Origin of the sequence: Caballeronia sp. EK (assembly GCF_014384845.1) — a bacterium.
Classification (GTDB): domain Bacteria; phylum Pseudomonadota; class Gammaproteobacteria; order Burkholderiales; family Burkholderiaceae; genus Caballeronia; species Caballeronia jiangsuensis.
Genome location: NZ_JACSUE010000007.1, coordinates 451,242 through 466,705, shown reverse-complemented (window position 1 = coordinate 466,705; position 15,464 = coordinate 451,242). Strand labels below are relative to the sequence as shown.

The window sequence follows — 15,464 nt, the reverse complement described above, 5'->3', positions numbered from 1 at the left end:
CATGACAGTGAGCCCGACATGAAAGCCATGCATCGCATCATCGATCAGGCTCGCGACCTGCCGATGCGCATCGTTCTCTCCGAAGCCGAAGATACGCGCGTGCTTCAGGCGGCGGAACGCGCGCACAAGGAAGGCATCGCGCGCATCGTGCTCGTGGGCGCGCGAGCGCGTGCGTTTCAGGTTGCAGATGGCGCGGGCATCGATCTCGAAGGCATCGACGTGATCGATCCTTCTCATTCCTCACATACCGAACGCTTCGCGGAGGAGCTTTTCGCGCTGCGCGAGAAGAAAGGCATGACGCCCGATCAGGCGCGCGCCGCCGTGCTCGATCCGCTCTGCTTCGCGAATCTCTTGGTGCGCACGGGCGAGGCGGACGGCTCCGTGTCCGGCGCAGTCAACACGACGGCGGACGTCGTGCGCAACGCGATACAGATCATCGGCGTGCGGCCGTCGTTCAAGCTTGTTTCGAGCTTCTTCCTCATGATGCTGTGCGAGCCTTTTCATACGATGAAAGGTGGCCTCATCTTTTCCGATTGCGCGCTCGTCGTCGAGCCGAATGCAGAGCAGCTCGCCGAAATCGCGCTGGCCGCCGCCGACAGTGCGCGCAGCCTCCTGATGGAAGATGCGCGCGTCGCGATGCTCTCGTTCTCGACGAGCGGCAGCGCGCACCATGCAGCCGTCGACAAGGTTATCGATGCGACGAGGCGCGTGAAGGAAGCGCGCCCCGGCCTCGCCATCGACGGCGACGTGCAGCTCGATGCCGCGATCGTCGCGGAGATCGCGATGCGCAAGGTGCATCACTCGCAGATCGAAGGCCACGCGAATACGCTGATCTTCCCGAGTCTCGAAGCGGGCAACATCGGCTACAAGCTCGCGGAGCGCATCGGCGGAGCGAAGGCTATCGGACCCTTGCTGCAAGGGCTCGCCAAACCCGCCAACGATCTGTCGCGCGGCTGCAGCGCCGACGATATCTATCACGTGATCGCCGTAACCTGCGTGCAGGCGCAGGCCGCGCGACATCAGACGGCGTGAGTGCGCATCATGGATACGCGAGCCGATACCGAAGCCTTCGTTCAACCTGAATCGACGGAAAGCGCGGCGCTCATCGACCACGCCGCGCGCACGGACACGCCTACGCTGCGCGCGTTCAGCGTGCTCGAACATCTCGTTGCGGCAAAGGGCGCGCTGTCGCTCGCGGAACTCGCGAACATCATCGGGCAGCCGAAGGCCTCGCTGCATCGCATGTTGCAGTCGCTCGAAGCGGGCGGCTTCGTCGCGCGTGAGCCGGGCCAGAAGAATGCGTACGTGATCGGTCCGCGCCTCGAACGGCTGGGCGTGGACGTGATGATGCACAGCGGCGCAAGGCGTCAGCGCCACGCAATTCTGGAGCGACTCGTCGCCGATCTCGGCGAGACCTGCAACCTGAGCACGCTGCACGACACGCAGGTGCTCTATCTCGATCGCTGCGAATCGCCGTGGGCGCTGCGGCTCGAACTCAAGCCCGGCTCGCACGTGCCCGCGCATTGCAGCGCGAGCGGCAAGCTGCTTCTTTCGACGATGCCGCGCGACGAACGCGCCGCGCTCATCCGCGCGATGCGGCTCGAACGCTTTACGCCCAATACCCTCGACGATCCGAACCTGCTCGAAGCGGAACTGGATCGCATCGCGCACAAGGGCATCGCTGTCGATAACGAGGAGTTCGTGCTGGGCATCGCGTGCGTCGCCGTGCCGGTGTTCGATTCGCGCGGCAAATGCATCGCGGCCATCGCCGTGCATGGTCCGGTGTCGCGCATGGCCTTGTCGCGCGCGCTGACCTTCGTGCCGCGTCTTCAGGAAGCCGCTGCCGATCTCACGGCGACCTTCTGACGCGCCGCAGCATCGATATTTCGGATGGCGAATCAATCTCAGGGACAACCCGAATCGCCCTCCTGTTTCTGAATCGGATTTCGCATTTTCCGTTTCACTTTCGCGAGCTTCCGCGCTTTTCTCTTGGCTTCCTTGCCCGCTTCTTCCACATTGAACGAAACGCAAACGAAACGATTCGTTCCAAAAGAAGACTTCAGGAGACAGGTGTCATGCAGCAGGAAGTCGATTACGTCATCGTCGGTGCGGGCTCAGCGGGTTGCGTGCTGGCCAACCGTCTGAGCGCCGACCCGTCCAACGTCGTCATGTTGCTCGAAGCGGGCGGCCCAGACACGAGCCCGTGGATTCATATCCCCGTCGGCTACTTCAAGACGATGCACGATCCCGAGCTCGACTGGTGTTATCGCACCGAAGCGGACGATGCCGTCGCCGGACGCAGCATCGACTGGCCGCGCGGCAAGGTGCTCGGCGGCTCCAGCTCGCTCAACGGGCTGCTCTATGTGCGCGGCCAGCGCGAGGACTACGACCGCTGGGCCGAACTCGGCAACGCCGGATGGAGCTACCGGGACGTGCTGCCCTACTTCAAAAAGTCGGAAGATCAGGAGCACGGCGCGAGCGAGTATCACGGCGCGGGCGGTCCCTTGAAGGTATCGGACCTGCGTTTGCGTCGCCCGATCGCGGATCACTTCATCGCGGCGGCGCAGGAGATCGGCATCCCGTTCAACACGGACTACAACGGCGCGACGCAGGAAGGCGTCGGCTATTTTCAGCAGACCGCTTATAAGGGTCTTCGCTGGAGCACCGCGAAAGGCTTTCTCAAGCCGGTGCGCGATCGCCGCAATCTCATCGTGCAGACGCGCGCGCAGACCCGCAAGGTGCTGTTCAACGGCAAGGAAGCGACGGGCATCGAGTACGTGCATGAAGGCGTCGTGAAGACGGTTCGTGCGCGCGTCGAAGTGATTCTCGCGGCCGGCGCGATCGGCTCGCCGCAGATTCTGCAGAACTCGGGCGTCGGTCCCGCGAGGGTGCTGAACAACGCGGGCGTGCAGGTGAGACACGAGCTGCCCGGCGTCGGCCGCAATCTCCAGGATCATCTGCAAGTGCGGCTCGTCTTCAAGACGCGCGAGCGCACGCTCAACGACGAGGTCAACAATCCACTGAAGAAGGCGCTGATCGGTCTGCAATACGCGCTATCGCGCACCGGGCCGCTCACGCTCGCGGCGAGTCAGGTCGCGATCTTCACGCGTTCGTCGCCGGACGTCGCGCGTCCCGACATCCAGTTTCACATGCAGCCCCTTTCCGCCGACAAACCCGGCCAGGGCGCGCATCCGTTCTCGGCGTTCACGTCGTCGGTGTGTCAGTTGCGGCCGCACAGCCGCGGCAGCGTCGAGATCCGCTCGAACGATCCGCTGAACTATCCGGCGATTCACGCGAACTATCTTTCCGACGAACGCGATCATCCCGTCGTGATCGGCGGCATCAAGGTGGCGCGCCGCATCGCCGCCGCGCCTTCGCTCGCGAAGCACATCGTGTCGGAGTTCATTCCCGGTTCGCAGTATGGGACGGATGCCGAGCTGCTCGATGTCGCGCGCAAGTTCAGTCAGTCGATCTATCACCCGGCGGGCACCTGCAAGATGGGCAGCGACGCGCTCGCGGTCGTCGACGAACGCCTGAAGCTGCGCGGCATCGGACGCCTGCGCGTGGTCGATGCGTCGATCATGCCCGAGCTGGTGTCGGGCAACACGAACGCTCCCGTCATCATGATCGCGGAGAAAGCCGCCGACATGATCCTCGAAGACCGGCGCTATCAGCACGTCACGCGCGTGGAAGACGTACCCGAAGTCGTTGTGGAAAAACCCGTGGCCCACGCAGGCCAGAGAGACTGAGCACAAGTCTCACACACATCAGGAGACAACCATGAACGCACTGCCCCGAACCGATGGCAAGCAGATGAGAAAGGTCGTCGTCGCCAGCCTGATTGGCGCGACGATCGAGTGGTACGATTTTTTTCTATACGGCGTGGTCGCCGGCATCGTCTTCAACAAGCTGTATTTCCCGAACAGCGATCCGCTCATCTCGACGATGCTCGCCTACGGCACCTTCGCCGTCGGCTTTCTGAGCCGGCCATTGGGCGGCGTGATCTTCGGCCATTTCGGTGACCGCGTCGGCAGAAAGAGCATGCTCGTGATGACGCTGACGATCATGGGCGTCGCGACGGTATTGATCGGCATGGTGCCGACGTATGCGCAGATCGGCATCTGGGCGCCTTCGCTCCTGCTGTTTCTGCGCGTGCTGCAAGGCATCGGTCTCGGCGGCGAATGGGGCGGCGCGGTGCTGATGGCCTTCGAATATGCGCCGGAGAACAAGCGCGGCTTTTACGCGAGCATTCCGCAGATCGGTCTCGCGCTCGGGCTGTGTCTGTCGTCGGGTGTCGTCGCGGGGCTGTCGCTCACGCTGACCGATGCGCAGTTCCTTGCGTGGGGCTGGCGCGTCGCGTTCTTCCTGTCGTTCGCGCTCGTGGTCATCGGCATGTATATCCGCCTGAACGTGATGGAAACGCCGGAATTCGCGCGCATCCAGAAGACGGGCAGCGAAGTGCGCATGCCTATCCTCGAAGTGATTTCGAAGTATCCCGGCAACACGATCGCGGGCATGGGCGCACGTTTCATCGACGGCGTGTTCTTCAATGTGTTCGGCGTGTTCTCGATTTCGTATCTCACGGGGACGCTGCATCTGCAACGCACCGATGCGCTGCTCGGCGTGATGGTCGCCGCGTTCGTGATGATCTTCACGATTCCGTTCTTCGGGCGTCTTTCGGATCGCGTCGGGCGTGCGCGCATCTACTTCTGGGGCTCGCTCGCGACGGGACTCTCCGCGTTCTTCGGCTTCTGGCTCATGAAGAACAGCGGCGGCAACACGATGCTCGCGTGGCTCGCGGTCGTGATTCCGCTGGGCGTGGTGTATGCATCGATCTACGGTCCCGAAGCCGCGCTCTTCTCCGAACTCTTCGATGCGAAGGTGCGCTATTCGGGCATATCGTTCGTGTATCAGTTCTCGGGCATCTTCGCGAGCGGCATCAGCCCGATCGTCGCGACCTGGCTCTTGCAGCGCAACGGCGGCGATCCGTGGATGATCGCGGGATATTGCCTCGCGGCGGGCATCATCAGCGCGCTGTCGGCGGCTTGGGTCGGGCTGAGGCAGCGTCGCGAGATGGCGTTTTCCGTGGGCTGATCCTTCTCGCGTGAACATCGACAGCCGCTGCGCCGGACCCTCGGCGCGGCGGCTTTTTGTTGCACTGGCAAGCGGTGCAAGCCGCACGTAATATCTGGATATCACCAGAACATTTCGCAGGAGACATGCATGCCCACACGCCCAGCCGCCACGCTTTGGGCGCAGCTTTTCGAACGTTCGCGGGTCTCGGGGATGAGCCTGCAGAACCAGATCCGTCAGATGATCGTCAATGCGATCCTGAGCGGTCATATCGCGCCCGATTCCGCGTTGCCTTCGAGCCGCGAGCTCGCCGATCAGCTCAACGTGTCGCGCAATACCGTCGTGCTCGCGTATCAGCAACTCGTCGAAGAAGGCTATCTCGTGTCGCGCGAACGCAGCGGCCATTTCGTGAATCCGGCGACGGATGAATTGCAGCGCGGCTTCACCGCAACGGGCGTCGCCGACACGACAGCCATCGACGCACAGCAAGGTCATCCCGACTGGAGCGCACGCATCCGGCATGCGCCCTCGCATCAGCGCAATATCGTCAAGCCGTCGAACTGGCAGAGCTACGAATATCCCTTCATTTACGGGCAATTCGATACCGAACTGTTTCCGACGAGCGACTGGCGCGAGAGCTGCATGCACGGGCTGTCGGTGATGGAGATTCGCAACTGGGCGCCCGATCTGATCGAACGCGACGACGAGACGCTCGTCGAACAGATTCGCACGCGCGTGCTGCCGCGCCGCGGCGTGTTCGCGATGCCCGACGAGATCGTCGTCACGAACGGCTGTCAGCAGGCGCTGTATCTGATGGGCGATCTGCTTTGCGCGACGCAAACGAAAGTCGGCATGGAGAACCCCGGCTATCCCGATGCGCGCAATATCTTCCAGCATCACAACGCGCAGATCGTTCCGCTGGAGGTCGATGAAGACGGCGTCGTCATCGACGATGAAAGCGTGATCGCCCAGTGCGATTACGTGTATGTCACGCCGAGCCATCAATGCCCCACTACGGTGACGATGCCGATCGAGCGGCGGCGCAGGCTGCTGGATCTTTCGGTGAAGCACGATTTCATCGTCATCGAGGATGACTACGAGAGCGAGAACACGTTTTCCGGCACGCCGCATCCGGCGCTGAAGAGCCTCGATACGGCGGAACGCGTCGTGTATATCGGTTCGCTATCGAAGACGCTCGCGCCGGGCTTGCGACTCGGGTATATCGTCGCGCCGCGCACCTTGATACGCGAATTGCGCGCGCTGCGCCGATTGATGATCCGGCATCCGGCCGCATACATTCAGCGCGCCTTCGCGACTTTTCTCGCGCTCGGTCATCACGACACGCTGTTGCGCAAGCTCGGGCGCGTCTACAAGGAGCGCGCCGAAGTGCTGATGGATGCGCTCGCCACGCATCTGCCGGAGTTGCGCGCGTCGAAGGTGACGGGCGGCGCATCGTGCTGGGTCGAGGGTCCGCCGTGGCTCGACGCGACGCGCCTCGCGAAAGACGCGCAAGCGCTCGGCGTGCTGATCGAACCGGGCAGCGTGTTCTTCGCCGATCCCGCCGATGGTCAGCGATGCTTCCGCATGGGCTTTTCAGCGATACGCGCGGAGCTGATCGAGCCGGGCGTGCGGGCGCTGGCGCAGGTCGTGCAGCAGCGGCGCCCTTGAGCCTTCGCGCTTACTTCCACGGCGCCATCGCATGAAACACGCCGTCGCGCCGCACGAGCGCATGAAACAGCGCGGCCGCGAGATGCACGACGATCAACGCGAAGAAGCACAGCGCGAGAAAGCGATGCGCGTTCCAGAGCAGCGTGTGCAATGAATTGCTATGAGGCAGAAGCGACGGCAAGCGCCAGCCGCAGATCACGACAGGATAGTCCGCCGCCGACAGCATCCCGTAGCCGAGCAGCGGCAACGCGATCATCAGCGCATAAAAAGCATAGTGCGAGAGATGCGCGGCGAGCTTCATCGGCTCGGGCATGTTCGCGGGCAGCGGCGGCGCACCGCGTGCGATCCGCACCGCGAGACGAATCAGCGCGAGCACGAGTATCGCGACGCCGAGCGGCTTGTGGATGGACACGAGCGTCAGGTAGTCCGGCTTTACCGTCGACACCATGCCGACGCCGATGAACAGCATCGCGAGAATGCATATCGCCATGATCCAGTGCAGGGCGCGTTGCAGCGGCGAGAACCGCTCGTTGATCGCGTTCATGGCTTGGCTCCTTGCGCGGGCGTGTGCGGGTAGTCCTTGTCCTCGGCGGTGCGTCGATTGAACGATACGGAATACGCGGCCGAGCGCGCGGCGGGGAAGGGATCGTCGGACACGCGCATGCCGGATGGCAGCACGGTCGGGTCGAAGTTGATATCGCGGCACGCGCCGTCCGGCTCGGGCTCGATGGCCTTGACGACGAGCGTGCCCACTTCCACCGTGTGCCGGTCTTCGGGCCACGCCTTGCTCGGGTCGGCGGTGGGATCGCCGGGATTGGCGACGGTGACGACCATCGCCCAGCGCTGCGGCCCGCCCTGCACGCGCTGCGTGATCTCGGCATCGAGGAAATTCGCGCCCTTCTGCTTCAGCTCGTCCGGCGTCAGGTTCTCGGGCTTTGCGGCCGGAATGAAGGACCAGCGCACCGTCTGATCCTGTCCTTCCGCATTCGTGAAGACGAAGCTGTTCAGGCTGTTGTAGCGTTCGTCCGCATACGAGGCCGTCCACGGCGCGCTGCCCGCCCAGGCGCCGAACGCGCCGATCTCCGGATGCGCGGCGGCGAACTTCTGCATCGACTCGGGGTCGTTCTTGTTCGCGAGCGCGCGCTGCAGGTCGTAGAAGGCCTGCGGGGTCGCGACGGGGAAGAACGGAGCGTCGATCATCGCGGAGCGCCACTCGCTTGCATCGGGCATCACGATGCGCAGGCTCAGGCCGCGCACGCGGGCCATTGCGTCGGATGCTTTCGGGTCCGGCGTCGCGAGATTGAACCGGCCGGTGACGGGATACGTGCCCGGCATGAACATTTTCGCTTTGGAGAGCGCCGCGCCCGAACCGTTCGATTCGAAATCGCCGGTGAAGCAGATGCCCTTCGCGTGATTGCGCCTGAACCCCGGCACCGCGCCGCCGGGCGGCGCGAGGCTGCCGACGATCTTCGCCGGCGTGAGGCGATTCGGCGTGAGCCAGCCTCCCGTGTAGGCGAAGGCCGCGACCAGCACGACGACGACGGCCGCGATGAGGATCAGCGCGGGAAGGGGCGAACGGGGGGAAGCGGGTTTGTCAGCCATCGTAGTCTCTCGATCAACGATTCTGTTGCACGGTAATCTAGCAGCGTGAGGGGAATCGTGCCAGCAACGCGCAAAATTCGCAGATACCCCTGTTTATCTGGAGTTGCCCGCATGACGCAGAACATTTACGACGACCCGGATTTTTTTTCGGGTTATAGCCGGCTGAATCGATCGATTCATGGGCTCGATGGCGCGCCGGAATGGCCCGCGCTGCGCGCGCTCTTGCCGGAGATGCGCGGGCTCCGCGTGCTCGATCTGGGATGCGGATATGGATGGTTCTGTAGATGGGCGGCCGAACATGGCGCGGCGCATGTGTCGGGTGTGGATGTGTCGGAGAAGATGCTCGAACGGGCCGGAGCGTTGAATGCGCATCCGGCGGTTGCGTATCGGCTCGGCGATCTCGAGAGCGTCGAACTAGCCGATTCGGGTTTCGATCTGGTCTATAGCTCGCTCGCGTTTCATTACATAGAGAATCTGCCGCGCCTGATGCTTGCGATTCATCGGGCGCTCGTGCCGGGCGGCAGGCTCGTTTTCTCGATCGAGCATCCGATTTATATGGCGCCGCGCAATCCCGCGTTCGATGTGGACCGCGATGGACGCAAGATCTGGCCGCTCGACGGTTATCAGAACGAAGGCGCACGCGTGACGAACTGGCTTGCGGAAGGCGTCGTGAAGCAGCATCGGACGATGGGGACGCTCGTCAATACGCTCATCGATTGCGGTTTTACGCTCAGACGGTTGATCGAGTGGGGACCGACGCGGGAGCAGGTCGGCGCGATGCCTGCGCTGGCGGAAGAGGTCGAGCGGCCGATGATGTTGCTTGTTGCCGTGGAGCGGTGAGGGGCGCAGCGACCCCGGGTCCCTCCGCGCTCGAACGCGCCAACCCTACCCGGTTTTCAACACCCGCAACGCAACCGCCCCCGCCGCCTCGCTCTCCGCATTCTGCTTCGCCTCTCGCATCGACAGATAGCGCAGACAGCACACGCGCAGAAACGACGCGAAGTTGGTCGGCACCTCGCCGCGCAAAGCGATCAGTTCGTCGTAGAGCTTGACGGCGAACTGGCTCGTCGTCAGATTCTCGCGCCCGGCGATTTCCTGCAGCACGTCCCAGAACAGATTTTCGAGCCGGACCGTCGTGATCACGCCATGAATGCGCAGCGAACGCGTGCGCGACTCATAGAGGATCGGGTCGGCGTTGATATACACCCCACACATGACGAAAGCCTCCACAAAACGGGCCGCCGCGCGCGCGCACGACGGCCAACTGAAAAAGCTACTCCGCTACGTGTCGACCGGCAATCGCGTCAAACCCTGCGCTGCTTCATCTGCCCGGCGATGTAATCCGCCTGCCGGATCGCCAGCGTGACGATCGTGAGCGTCGGGTTTTCCGCGGCGCCCGTCGTGAACTGGCTGCCATCGGAGATGAACAGGTTCGCCACTTCGTGCGTCTGGCCGTGCGAATTGCAGACGCCGTCGCCGGCTTTCGCGCTCATGCGGGCCGTGCCGAGATTGTGCGTCGATGGATACGGCGGCACGAGATACGTCGCCTTCGCGCCCGCCGCTTCGTAGACCGCGCTGCCCTGCTTGTACGCGTGCTCGCGCATCGCTTCGTCGTTCGGATGATCGTCGAAGTGAACGTTCGGCACCGGCAGGCCGTACTGATCCTTCACGTCGGTATTGAGCGTGATGCGGTTCGATTCGCGCGGCATGTCCTCGCCGACGATCCACATGCCCGCCGTGTACTGATACTGATCCATCGCTGCCGCGAAGTTCGGTCCCCAGGAGCCCGGATCGAGAAACGCCGCGTAGAACGGCAGCCCGAGCGAAAGCGTCTCCAGGTGATAGCCGCCCGCGAAGCCGCGCTTCGGATCGAACACGGATTCGTCCTCGATGATGCCGGCCATCGTCGTGCCCTTGTACATCTCGACCTTGTCGTTGAACACGCCATAGACCGAGCCTGTGGTGTGCCGCATGTAGTTGCGGCCCACCTGGCCCGAGCCGTTCGCGAGGCCATCGGGGAATTTGCTCGAATGCGAGTTGAGCAACAGGCGCGGCGTCTCGATCGCATTGCCCGCCACGGCGACGACGCGCGCCTTCTGCCGCTGCAGCTTGCCGTCCTTGTCGTAGTAGACGACGCCTGTCGCCTTGCCGCGCGCATCGTGCTCGATCTTGACGACATGCGACTGCGGGCGCAGTTCCATGCGGCCCGTCGCCTGCGCGCGCGGCAGCTCGGTGTAGAGCGTCGACCACTTCGCGCCCGTGCGGCAGCCCTGAAAGCAGAAGCCGCGCTGGAAGCAGTGCGTGCGATCGTCGCGCACCGTGCTGTTGATCGCCATGTGGCCGGTGTTGCACTCCTTGTAGCCGAGCTTCGTTGCGCCCGCCGACATGACCTTGAAATTGTTGTTCCCCGGCAGGCCCGGATTGCCGTTCGTGCGCGTCACGCCCATCTTCTTCTCGGCGCGGTCATAGTAAGGATCGAGTTCCGCGCGCGTGACCGGCCAGTCGAGCAGATTGGCGTCCTGCACGTCGCCGTAGGTCGTCTTCGCCTTGAACTCGTGCGGCTGGATGCGCAGGCTCGCGCCCGCCCAGTGAACGGTGGTCCCGCCTACCGTCTTGCAGATCCACGCGGGCAGGTTCGGAAAGTCCTTCGCGACGCGCCAGTTACCCGACGTCGTGCGATTGTCGAGCCACGAGAGCTGCTTGAACGCGCTCCACTCTTCCGTCGCGAAATCACCCTGCGTGTGCATCGCGCCCGCTTCGAGCACGACCACGTCGACGCCCTTCTGCGCGAGTTCGTTGGCGAGCGTCCCGCCACCCGCCCCGGATCCGATGATCACCACGACGTGATCGTCGGTGTGTCTGAACTGCACCTTGTTGTCCGTGTACATGTCTGTCTCCGTTTTCCGTCGGATCGCTCTGATGGGTTAGCTGTCTTTCGGAATCGGGCCGCTGTCGGCCGCGGGCGGATCGGGCAGCCACGTCAGGTTATTGAAGCCCTGATAGAGATAGCCGCCATCGCCCTTCGACGCCCCATAGCCGAAGTGCTCGTAGGCCAGCGGGTTGCTGTAGAGGGAAACCACGGCCGTGCTGCGAACCGTGCTGAAGAACGGCGTGCCCGCGAGCGCGGCGACGTCCTGCGCCTTGTCGTTCGCGCCGCGCTTCGTCCAGTCGGCGCCGGCTTTCGCATCGAGTTGTGCAACGCCGTCGGCGAGTTGTTGACGCACTGCGGGATCGGCTTTCGCCTTGGCATCGAGATCCTTGACGACGAGCGCGTAGACGGCGTCATCGAGCGTCGCGTGCGGATAGATCTGGCGGGTCACCTGCAGCAGCACCTCGCCCTGATGCGTGCTGAGCCCCTGCATCTCGAGCGCCCAGACGCGGCTCGGCGCGAGACTCGCGAAAATCGACGTCGCGGCGATCGTCCCGACCAGCACGCCGGTGCCGCGCAGGAACTCGCGTCGCGTCAGTGCGATCTTCGGCGGGGCGGCGGCGATTTCATCGTGATCGTGATCGTGATGATGTCCAGCATCGTGCGCGCGCCGCTGCGCGACGATCGGAATGATCGTGTCTCGCATGTCTCTCTCCTTGTGGGGTGCTGCAACAACTTTTGTATGTGGTCCCGCGGTGCCGCCGTGACTACTCGTAATGCCCGTGACGCTCCAGCACTTCGATCTTGTAACCGTCCGGATCCTGAATGAAGAAATATCGCGCGATCAGCGAGCCGTCGTCGTTCTTGAACTCGCGCACGTCGTTGGGCGTAAGCCCCAGGCCGATGAGACGCTCGCGCTCCGTCTTCACATCCGGCACGCTCACCGCGACATGGCCGTAGCCATCGCCATGCGTATAAGGCTCGGCGCGCCCCTTGTTCCAGGTGAGTTCGAGCTCGGCGTGCGTTTCATCGTTGCGGAGATAGGCGAGCGTGAAGTCCGGAAAATCCAGCCGATGCGCAACGCCGAGATTGAAAGCCTTCTGATAGAAATCGAGCGAGCGTTGCAGATCCTGCACGCGAATCATCGTGTGAATGAGTTTCGACATGGGCGCCTCCTCCTTGTGAGACAAGTGTAGGAAGCGGCGCGCGCAAAGGGTAATGGCGGGTTAAATCGGGCAGTAGGCGTTTCCCCGAGGCGCACGCGCGCCGGCCGGGGAAATCGAGCCGCTACGACAACATCCAGGTGCGCGCGAAGTCATCGAAACGCGCGACCTCTTCGGCTCGCCACTGCGCGCTTCGCCCTAGCTCTTCCGCGATGATCCGGGCGACTTCCGGCGCGGCGTCGCGGGCGGCGGCGGCATCGAGAAACAGCGCACGATTGCGCCGCGCCAGCACATCTTCGACACAGCGCGCGAGTTCGGCCCGAACCGCGAAGCGCGTCTGCGCCTCGGTCAGCCCGCTGGCCTTCACCAGCAAGTTATGCGCGCCGGGCAGACGTTCGATAGCGGCTGCATCGGAACCGTAATGGCCGTGCTGCTCCGCCGTCGCGCCATGCAGCGGCAGCGACGCCGTGCGGCAAGGCGCCTCCGGCAACAGCCGCTTCGCGACGGCCAGATCGATGACCTGCTGCGCCATCAGGCGATACGTCGTCCACTTGCCGCCCGTCACGGTGATCATGCCCGTCGCGTTCATTTCGATCGTATGTTCGCGCGAGAGCGCCGCCGTCGATGCGTTCGAGTCGGCCTTCACGAGCGGACGAAGGCCGGCCCATACGCTAAGTACATCGTCGCGCGAAGGCTTCACGGACAGATAATCCGACGCCGTCGCGAGAATGAAGTCGATGTCCTCGTCGCTCGCGCGCGGGTCGAGCGGCAAGTCCTGACGCGGCGTATCCGTCGTGCCGACGATCGTATGGCCGTGCCACGGCACCATGAAAAGCACGCGTCCGTCTTTGGTCTTCGGCACGAGAATCGCGTCGTTGCTTTGCAGGAAGCGGCCCGGCAACGTGAGATGAACGCCCTGGCTCGGCGCCACGATCGGGCGCACGCCGGGCTCGGCCATCGCGCGGATCGAATCGACCCAGACGCCTGTCGCGTTGACGAGGCAGCGCGCGCCGACGTCGAGGCTATCGCCCGTTTCGACATCCGTCACCGACACGCGATGATGCCCCGCCGCACGATCGAACCCGATGCCGCGCACGGCCGCATTGTTCAGCGCGAGGCCGCCGAGATCGAACAGCGTGCGCATCAGCGCGATGGCGAGACGCGCGTCGTCGAACTGGCCGTCGCAGTAGAGCGTGCCGCCGCGCAGCGCGTGACCGTCGAGGGAATCGGCGAGCATCGGCGATATCGCGCGCGTTTCCCCGAGGCTCAGGCTGCGGCTCGCGCCGAGGTTCGACGCGCCCGCGAGCCAGTCGTACATCTTCAGTCCCGCACCGTAGATCAGCTTGTCGCCGAAGCGATACGCCGGAACGACGAAACCGAGCGCATGCACGAGATGCGGCGCGTTGCGCGCGAGCAGGCCGCGCTCGCGCAGCGCCTCGCGCACGAGCGGGATGTTGCCTTGCGCGAGATAACGCACGCCGCCATGAACGAGCTTCGTCGCCTTGCTCGACGTGCCCTTGGCGAAGTCGCGCGCCTCCAGCAGCAAGGTCCGGTAACCGCGCGAGGCCGCATCGACGGCCGTGCCGAGACCGCTCGCGCCGCCGCCGATCACGACGACATCGAATACGGGCGTTTTGTCGAGTTCGCGCAGCAGCGATGCGCGGTCGGAAGGCTTGGTGTCTGTCACTGGTAGTCGTACTAGCGCTTTGCCGGATCGATCGGCGTGCCATCCTTGTGCACGAAGCGGCCATCGGCGTTGGCGCTCATCATGTCGATATCGGAGCAGGTCGTGAGGTCTTCATACACGCGGCTGCCGACTTCCAGATACACGGCCACCCGGTCCGAACGGTTGATCATGTGATGGCCGTTGCCCGTGCCCTTCGGAAACGCCGCGCAATCGCCCGCGCGCAAGGTCGTTTCGCCTTCGTCCTCGATCAGCACCAGTTCGCCTTCGAGGACATGAACGAACTCATCCTCGTGCGAATGCCAGTGACGCTGGCTCGACCATCCGCCCGGCGGCAGATGCATCAGATTCACGCCGAAATCACCGAGACCGCCCGCATCGCCGAGACGCTGGCGGGTGCGATCGGCGCACGGCGCATCGAAGGGCGGCGGATATCCCGAGCCTTTTATCCGGGGCACGGCGGCGATATCGATCTTCGGCATGGCAAGCCTATGTGTTGGCGATCAGCAGTTCTTCGGCATTGTTCGGCGGACGCAGGCCATCGGTTCTGTTCGCGAAGTATCGCTGTGTCAGATCCTCGGCCGAAACGTGGCGCGCGTCCTTGAAGCCCGCATCGTGAGCCAGCGCCTTAATTTGAGCCGGCGTGAAGAAGCTGATGAACGGCGTGCCGCTCGCACGCGCGCCCTTCTCCGCCATCTCCAGACCCGGACGCACGTCGGGGTCCGCGAGTTCGATCGGCAGCAGGAAGGTCATCGCGAAGGTCGATCCCGATGCAAAGCCCGCGACTTCGCGCAACGTGGCGGCGTTCGCTTCCTTCGTGAGATACATGCTGACGCCCGTCGATACGACGATTGCGGGCCTGCTCTCATCGAAACCGTTCTGCACGAGCTTCTCGCGCCACGATTCTCCCGCTTCGAAATCCACGGGCACGAAATGCAGCCGCTCCGGCACGCCGTAGCCGAGCTCGATCAGACGCCGACGCTTCCACGCCTGCGGTCCCGGCGGATCGACTTCGAAAATATTCAGTCGCGCGGCGATCTCCGGCCTGCGTTGCGCGAAGCTGTCGAGACCCGCGCCGAGGATGACGTACTGCGCGACATCGCGATCGAGCGCTTCGACGACGAGATCTTCGATGAAGCGCGCACGCGCCACGATCGACGCGCGAAAAGGCCGCGTGAACTGCGGGTTCATGTCGCCGCGTTCGCGCCAGTTCGCATCGGGCGCGAGCAGTTCGAGGCCGATGGTGTCTTTCAGGACATGCGGCGGCGCATCGGCTTCGGCGTGCAGCGCGCGCCACATCGCGACGCGTGCGGCGGTGCTGTCGGGCGCCCCGTTGATGTTGTCGTTCATGGTTCAGCGTTCGATCGAATCGATGAGGTTGTAAGCACAGAATGTCTCACACTTC

At 63.9% G+C, this 15,464-nt stretch carries 15 protein-coding genes; 6 read left to right on the top strand and 9 right to left on the bottom strand.

What is annotated here, in order from left to right:
- Window positions 1-18 precede the first annotated feature (18 nt).
- The 5 genes from pta (at window position 19) to pdxR (ending at window position 6,741) form a co-directional block, all read left to right on the top strand.
- Complete coding sequence (gene pta / locus IAG25_RS23520; RefSeq protein WP_187606983.1) at window positions 19-1,032, top strand: phosphate acetyltransferase; 1,014 nt, start codon at window positions 19-21, stop codon at window positions 1,030-1,032.
- Between the two features lie 9 nt (window positions 1,033-1,041).
- Window positions 1,042-1,866: an IclR family transcriptional regulator gene (locus tag IAG25_RS23515; protein ID WP_250486411.1), complete on the top strand. Its 825-nt coding sequence runs from the start codon at window positions 1,042-1,044 to the stop codon at window positions 1,864-1,866.
- A gap of 209 nt (window positions 1,867-2,075) precedes the next feature.
- Window positions 2,076-3,749, top strand: coding sequence for a GMC family oxidoreductase (locus IAG25_RS23510; protein ID WP_187606982.1), 1,674 nt, complete (start codon window positions 2,076-2,078; stop codon window positions 3,747-3,749).
- 31 nt (window positions 3,750-3,780) lie between these two features.
- On the top strand, window positions 3,781-5,094 hold the full coding sequence (locus IAG25_RS23505) for an MFS transporter (RefSeq protein ID WP_035500259.1): 1,314 nt from the start codon (window positions 3,781-3,783) through the stop codon (window positions 5,092-5,094).
- A 129-nt stretch (window positions 5,095-5,223) separates the two neighbouring features.
- A complete protein-coding gene (pdxR, locus tag IAG25_RS23500; RefSeq protein ID WP_187606981.1) occupies window positions 5,224-6,741 on the top strand; it encodes a MocR-like pyridoxine biosynthesis transcription factor PdxR in 1,518 nt (505 codons plus the stop codon).
- 10 nt (window positions 6,742-6,751) lie between these two features.
- Here pdxR and IAG25_RS23495 read toward each other — a convergent pair whose 3' ends face one another.
- Entirely contained in the window at window positions 6,752-7,285 is a 534-nt protein-coding gene (locus IAG25_RS23495; protein ID WP_187606980.1) for a cytochrome b, read from the bottom strand.
- Window positions 7,282-8,343: a catalase family peroxidase gene (locus IAG25_RS23490; protein WP_187606979.1), complete on the bottom strand. Its 1,062-nt coding sequence runs from the start codon at window positions 8,341-8,343 to the stop codon at window positions 7,282-7,284. Before IAG25_RS23490 ends, IAG25_RS23495 begins: the two co-directional genes overlap by 4 nt.
- Before the next feature lie 111 nt (window positions 8,344-8,454).
- On the opposite strand from IAG25_RS23490, the gene IAG25_RS23485 reads away from it, so the two are divergent.
- Window positions 8,455-9,183, top strand: coding sequence for a class I SAM-dependent methyltransferase (locus tag IAG25_RS23485; RefSeq protein WP_187606978.1), 729 nt, complete (start codon window positions 8,455-8,457; stop codon window positions 9,181-9,183).
- Between the two features lie 45 nt (window positions 9,184-9,228).
- On the opposite strand, the gene IAG25_RS23480 is transcribed toward IAG25_RS23485, so the two are convergent.
- From IAG25_RS23480 to IAG25_RS23450, 7 genes are all read right to left on the bottom strand, one after another.
- On the bottom strand, window positions 9,229-9,558 hold the full coding sequence (locus IAG25_RS23480; protein WP_035500266.1) for a ribbon-helix-helix domain-containing protein: 330 nt from the start codon (window positions 9,556-9,558) through the stop codon (window positions 9,229-9,231).
- Window positions 9,559-9,647: 89 nt separating this feature from the next.
- Complete coding sequence (locus IAG25_RS23475) at window positions 9,648-11,231, bottom strand: GMC family oxidoreductase (RefSeq protein ID WP_187606977.1); 1,584 nt, start codon at window positions 11,229-11,231, stop codon at window positions 9,648-9,650.
- Window positions 11,232-11,267: 36 nt separating this feature from the next.
- Window positions 11,268-11,918: a twin-arginine translocation signal domain-containing protein gene (locus tag IAG25_RS23470; RefSeq protein ID WP_187606976.1), complete on the bottom strand. Its 651-nt coding sequence runs from the start codon at window positions 11,916-11,918 to the stop codon at window positions 11,268-11,270.
- A 61-nt stretch (window positions 11,919-11,979) separates the two neighbouring features.
- The gene (locus IAG25_RS23465; protein ID WP_187606975.1) at window positions 11,980-12,378 is read right to left on the bottom strand and encodes a VOC family protein; all 399 of its coding nucleotides are present in this window, start codon (window positions 12,376-12,378) and stop codon (window positions 11,980-11,982) included.
- A 121-nt stretch (window positions 12,379-12,499) separates the two neighbouring features.
- Window positions 12,500-14,062, bottom strand: a complete 1,563-nt coding sequence (locus IAG25_RS23460) for a glycerol-3-phosphate dehydrogenase/oxidase (protein WP_187606974.1) — start codon at window positions 14,060-14,062, stop codon at window positions 12,500-12,502.
- Window positions 14,063-14,073: 11 nt separating this feature from the next.
- On the bottom strand, window positions 14,074-14,541 hold the full coding sequence (locus IAG25_RS23455) for a cupin domain-containing protein (RefSeq protein ID WP_187606973.1): 468 nt from the start codon (window positions 14,539-14,541) through the stop codon (window positions 14,074-14,076).
- Between the two features lie 7 nt (window positions 14,542-14,548).
- Window positions 14,549-15,409, bottom strand: coding sequence for a class I SAM-dependent methyltransferase (locus tag IAG25_RS23450; protein ID WP_187606972.1), 861 nt, complete (start codon window positions 15,407-15,409; stop codon window positions 14,549-14,551).
- Window positions 15,410-15,464 lie beyond the last annotated feature (55 nt).

Coding starts and splice junctions, on each gene's coding strand:
- pta (WP_187606983.1), top strand. CDS start 19: ATGAAAGCCATGCATCGCATCATCGATCAGGCTCGCGACCTGCCGATG.
- IAG25_RS23515 (WP_250486411.1), top strand. CDS start 1,042: ATGGATACGCGAGCCGATACCGAAGCCTTCGTTCAACCTGAATCGACG.
- IAG25_RS23510 (WP_187606982.1), top strand. CDS start 2,076: ATGCAGCAGGAAGTCGATTACGTCATCGTCGGTGCGGGCTCAGCGGGT.
- IAG25_RS23505 (WP_035500259.1), top strand. CDS start 3,781: ATGAACGCACTGCCCCGAACCGATGGCAAGCAGATGAGAAAGGTCGTC.
- pdxR (WP_187606981.1), top strand. CDS start 5,224: ATGCCCACACGCCCAGCCGCCACGCTTTGGGCGCAGCTTTTCGAACGT.
- IAG25_RS23495 (WP_187606980.1), bottom strand. CDS start 7,285: ATGAACGCGATCAACGAGCGGTTCTCGCCGCTGCAACGCGCCCTGCAC.
- IAG25_RS23490 (WP_187606979.1), bottom strand. CDS start 8,343: ATGGCTGACAAACCCGCTTCCCCCCGTTCGCCCCTTCCCGCGCTGATC.
- IAG25_RS23485 (WP_187606978.1), top strand. CDS start 8,455: ATGACGCAGAACATTTACGACGACCCGGATTTTTTTTCGGGTTATAGC.
- IAG25_RS23480 (WP_035500266.1), bottom strand. CDS start 9,558: ATGTGTGGGGTGTATATCAACGCCGACCCGATCCTCTATGAGTCGCGC.
- IAG25_RS23475 (WP_187606977.1), bottom strand. CDS start 11,231: ATGTACACGGACAACAAGGTGCAGTTCAGACACACCGACGATCACGTC.
- IAG25_RS23470 (WP_187606976.1), bottom strand. CDS start 11,918: ATGCGAGACACGATCATTCCGATCGTCGCGCAGCGGCGCGCGCACGAT.
- IAG25_RS23465 (WP_187606975.1), bottom strand. CDS start 12,378: ATGTCGAAACTCATTCACACGATGATTCGCGTGCAGGATCTGCAACGC.
- IAG25_RS23455 (WP_187606973.1), bottom strand. CDS start 14,541: ATGCCGAAGATCGATATCGCCGCCGTGCCCCGGATAAAAGGCTCGGGA.
- IAG25_RS23450 (WP_187606972.1), bottom strand. CDS start 15,409: ATGAACGACAACATCAACGGGGCGCCCGACAGCACCGCCGCACGCGTC.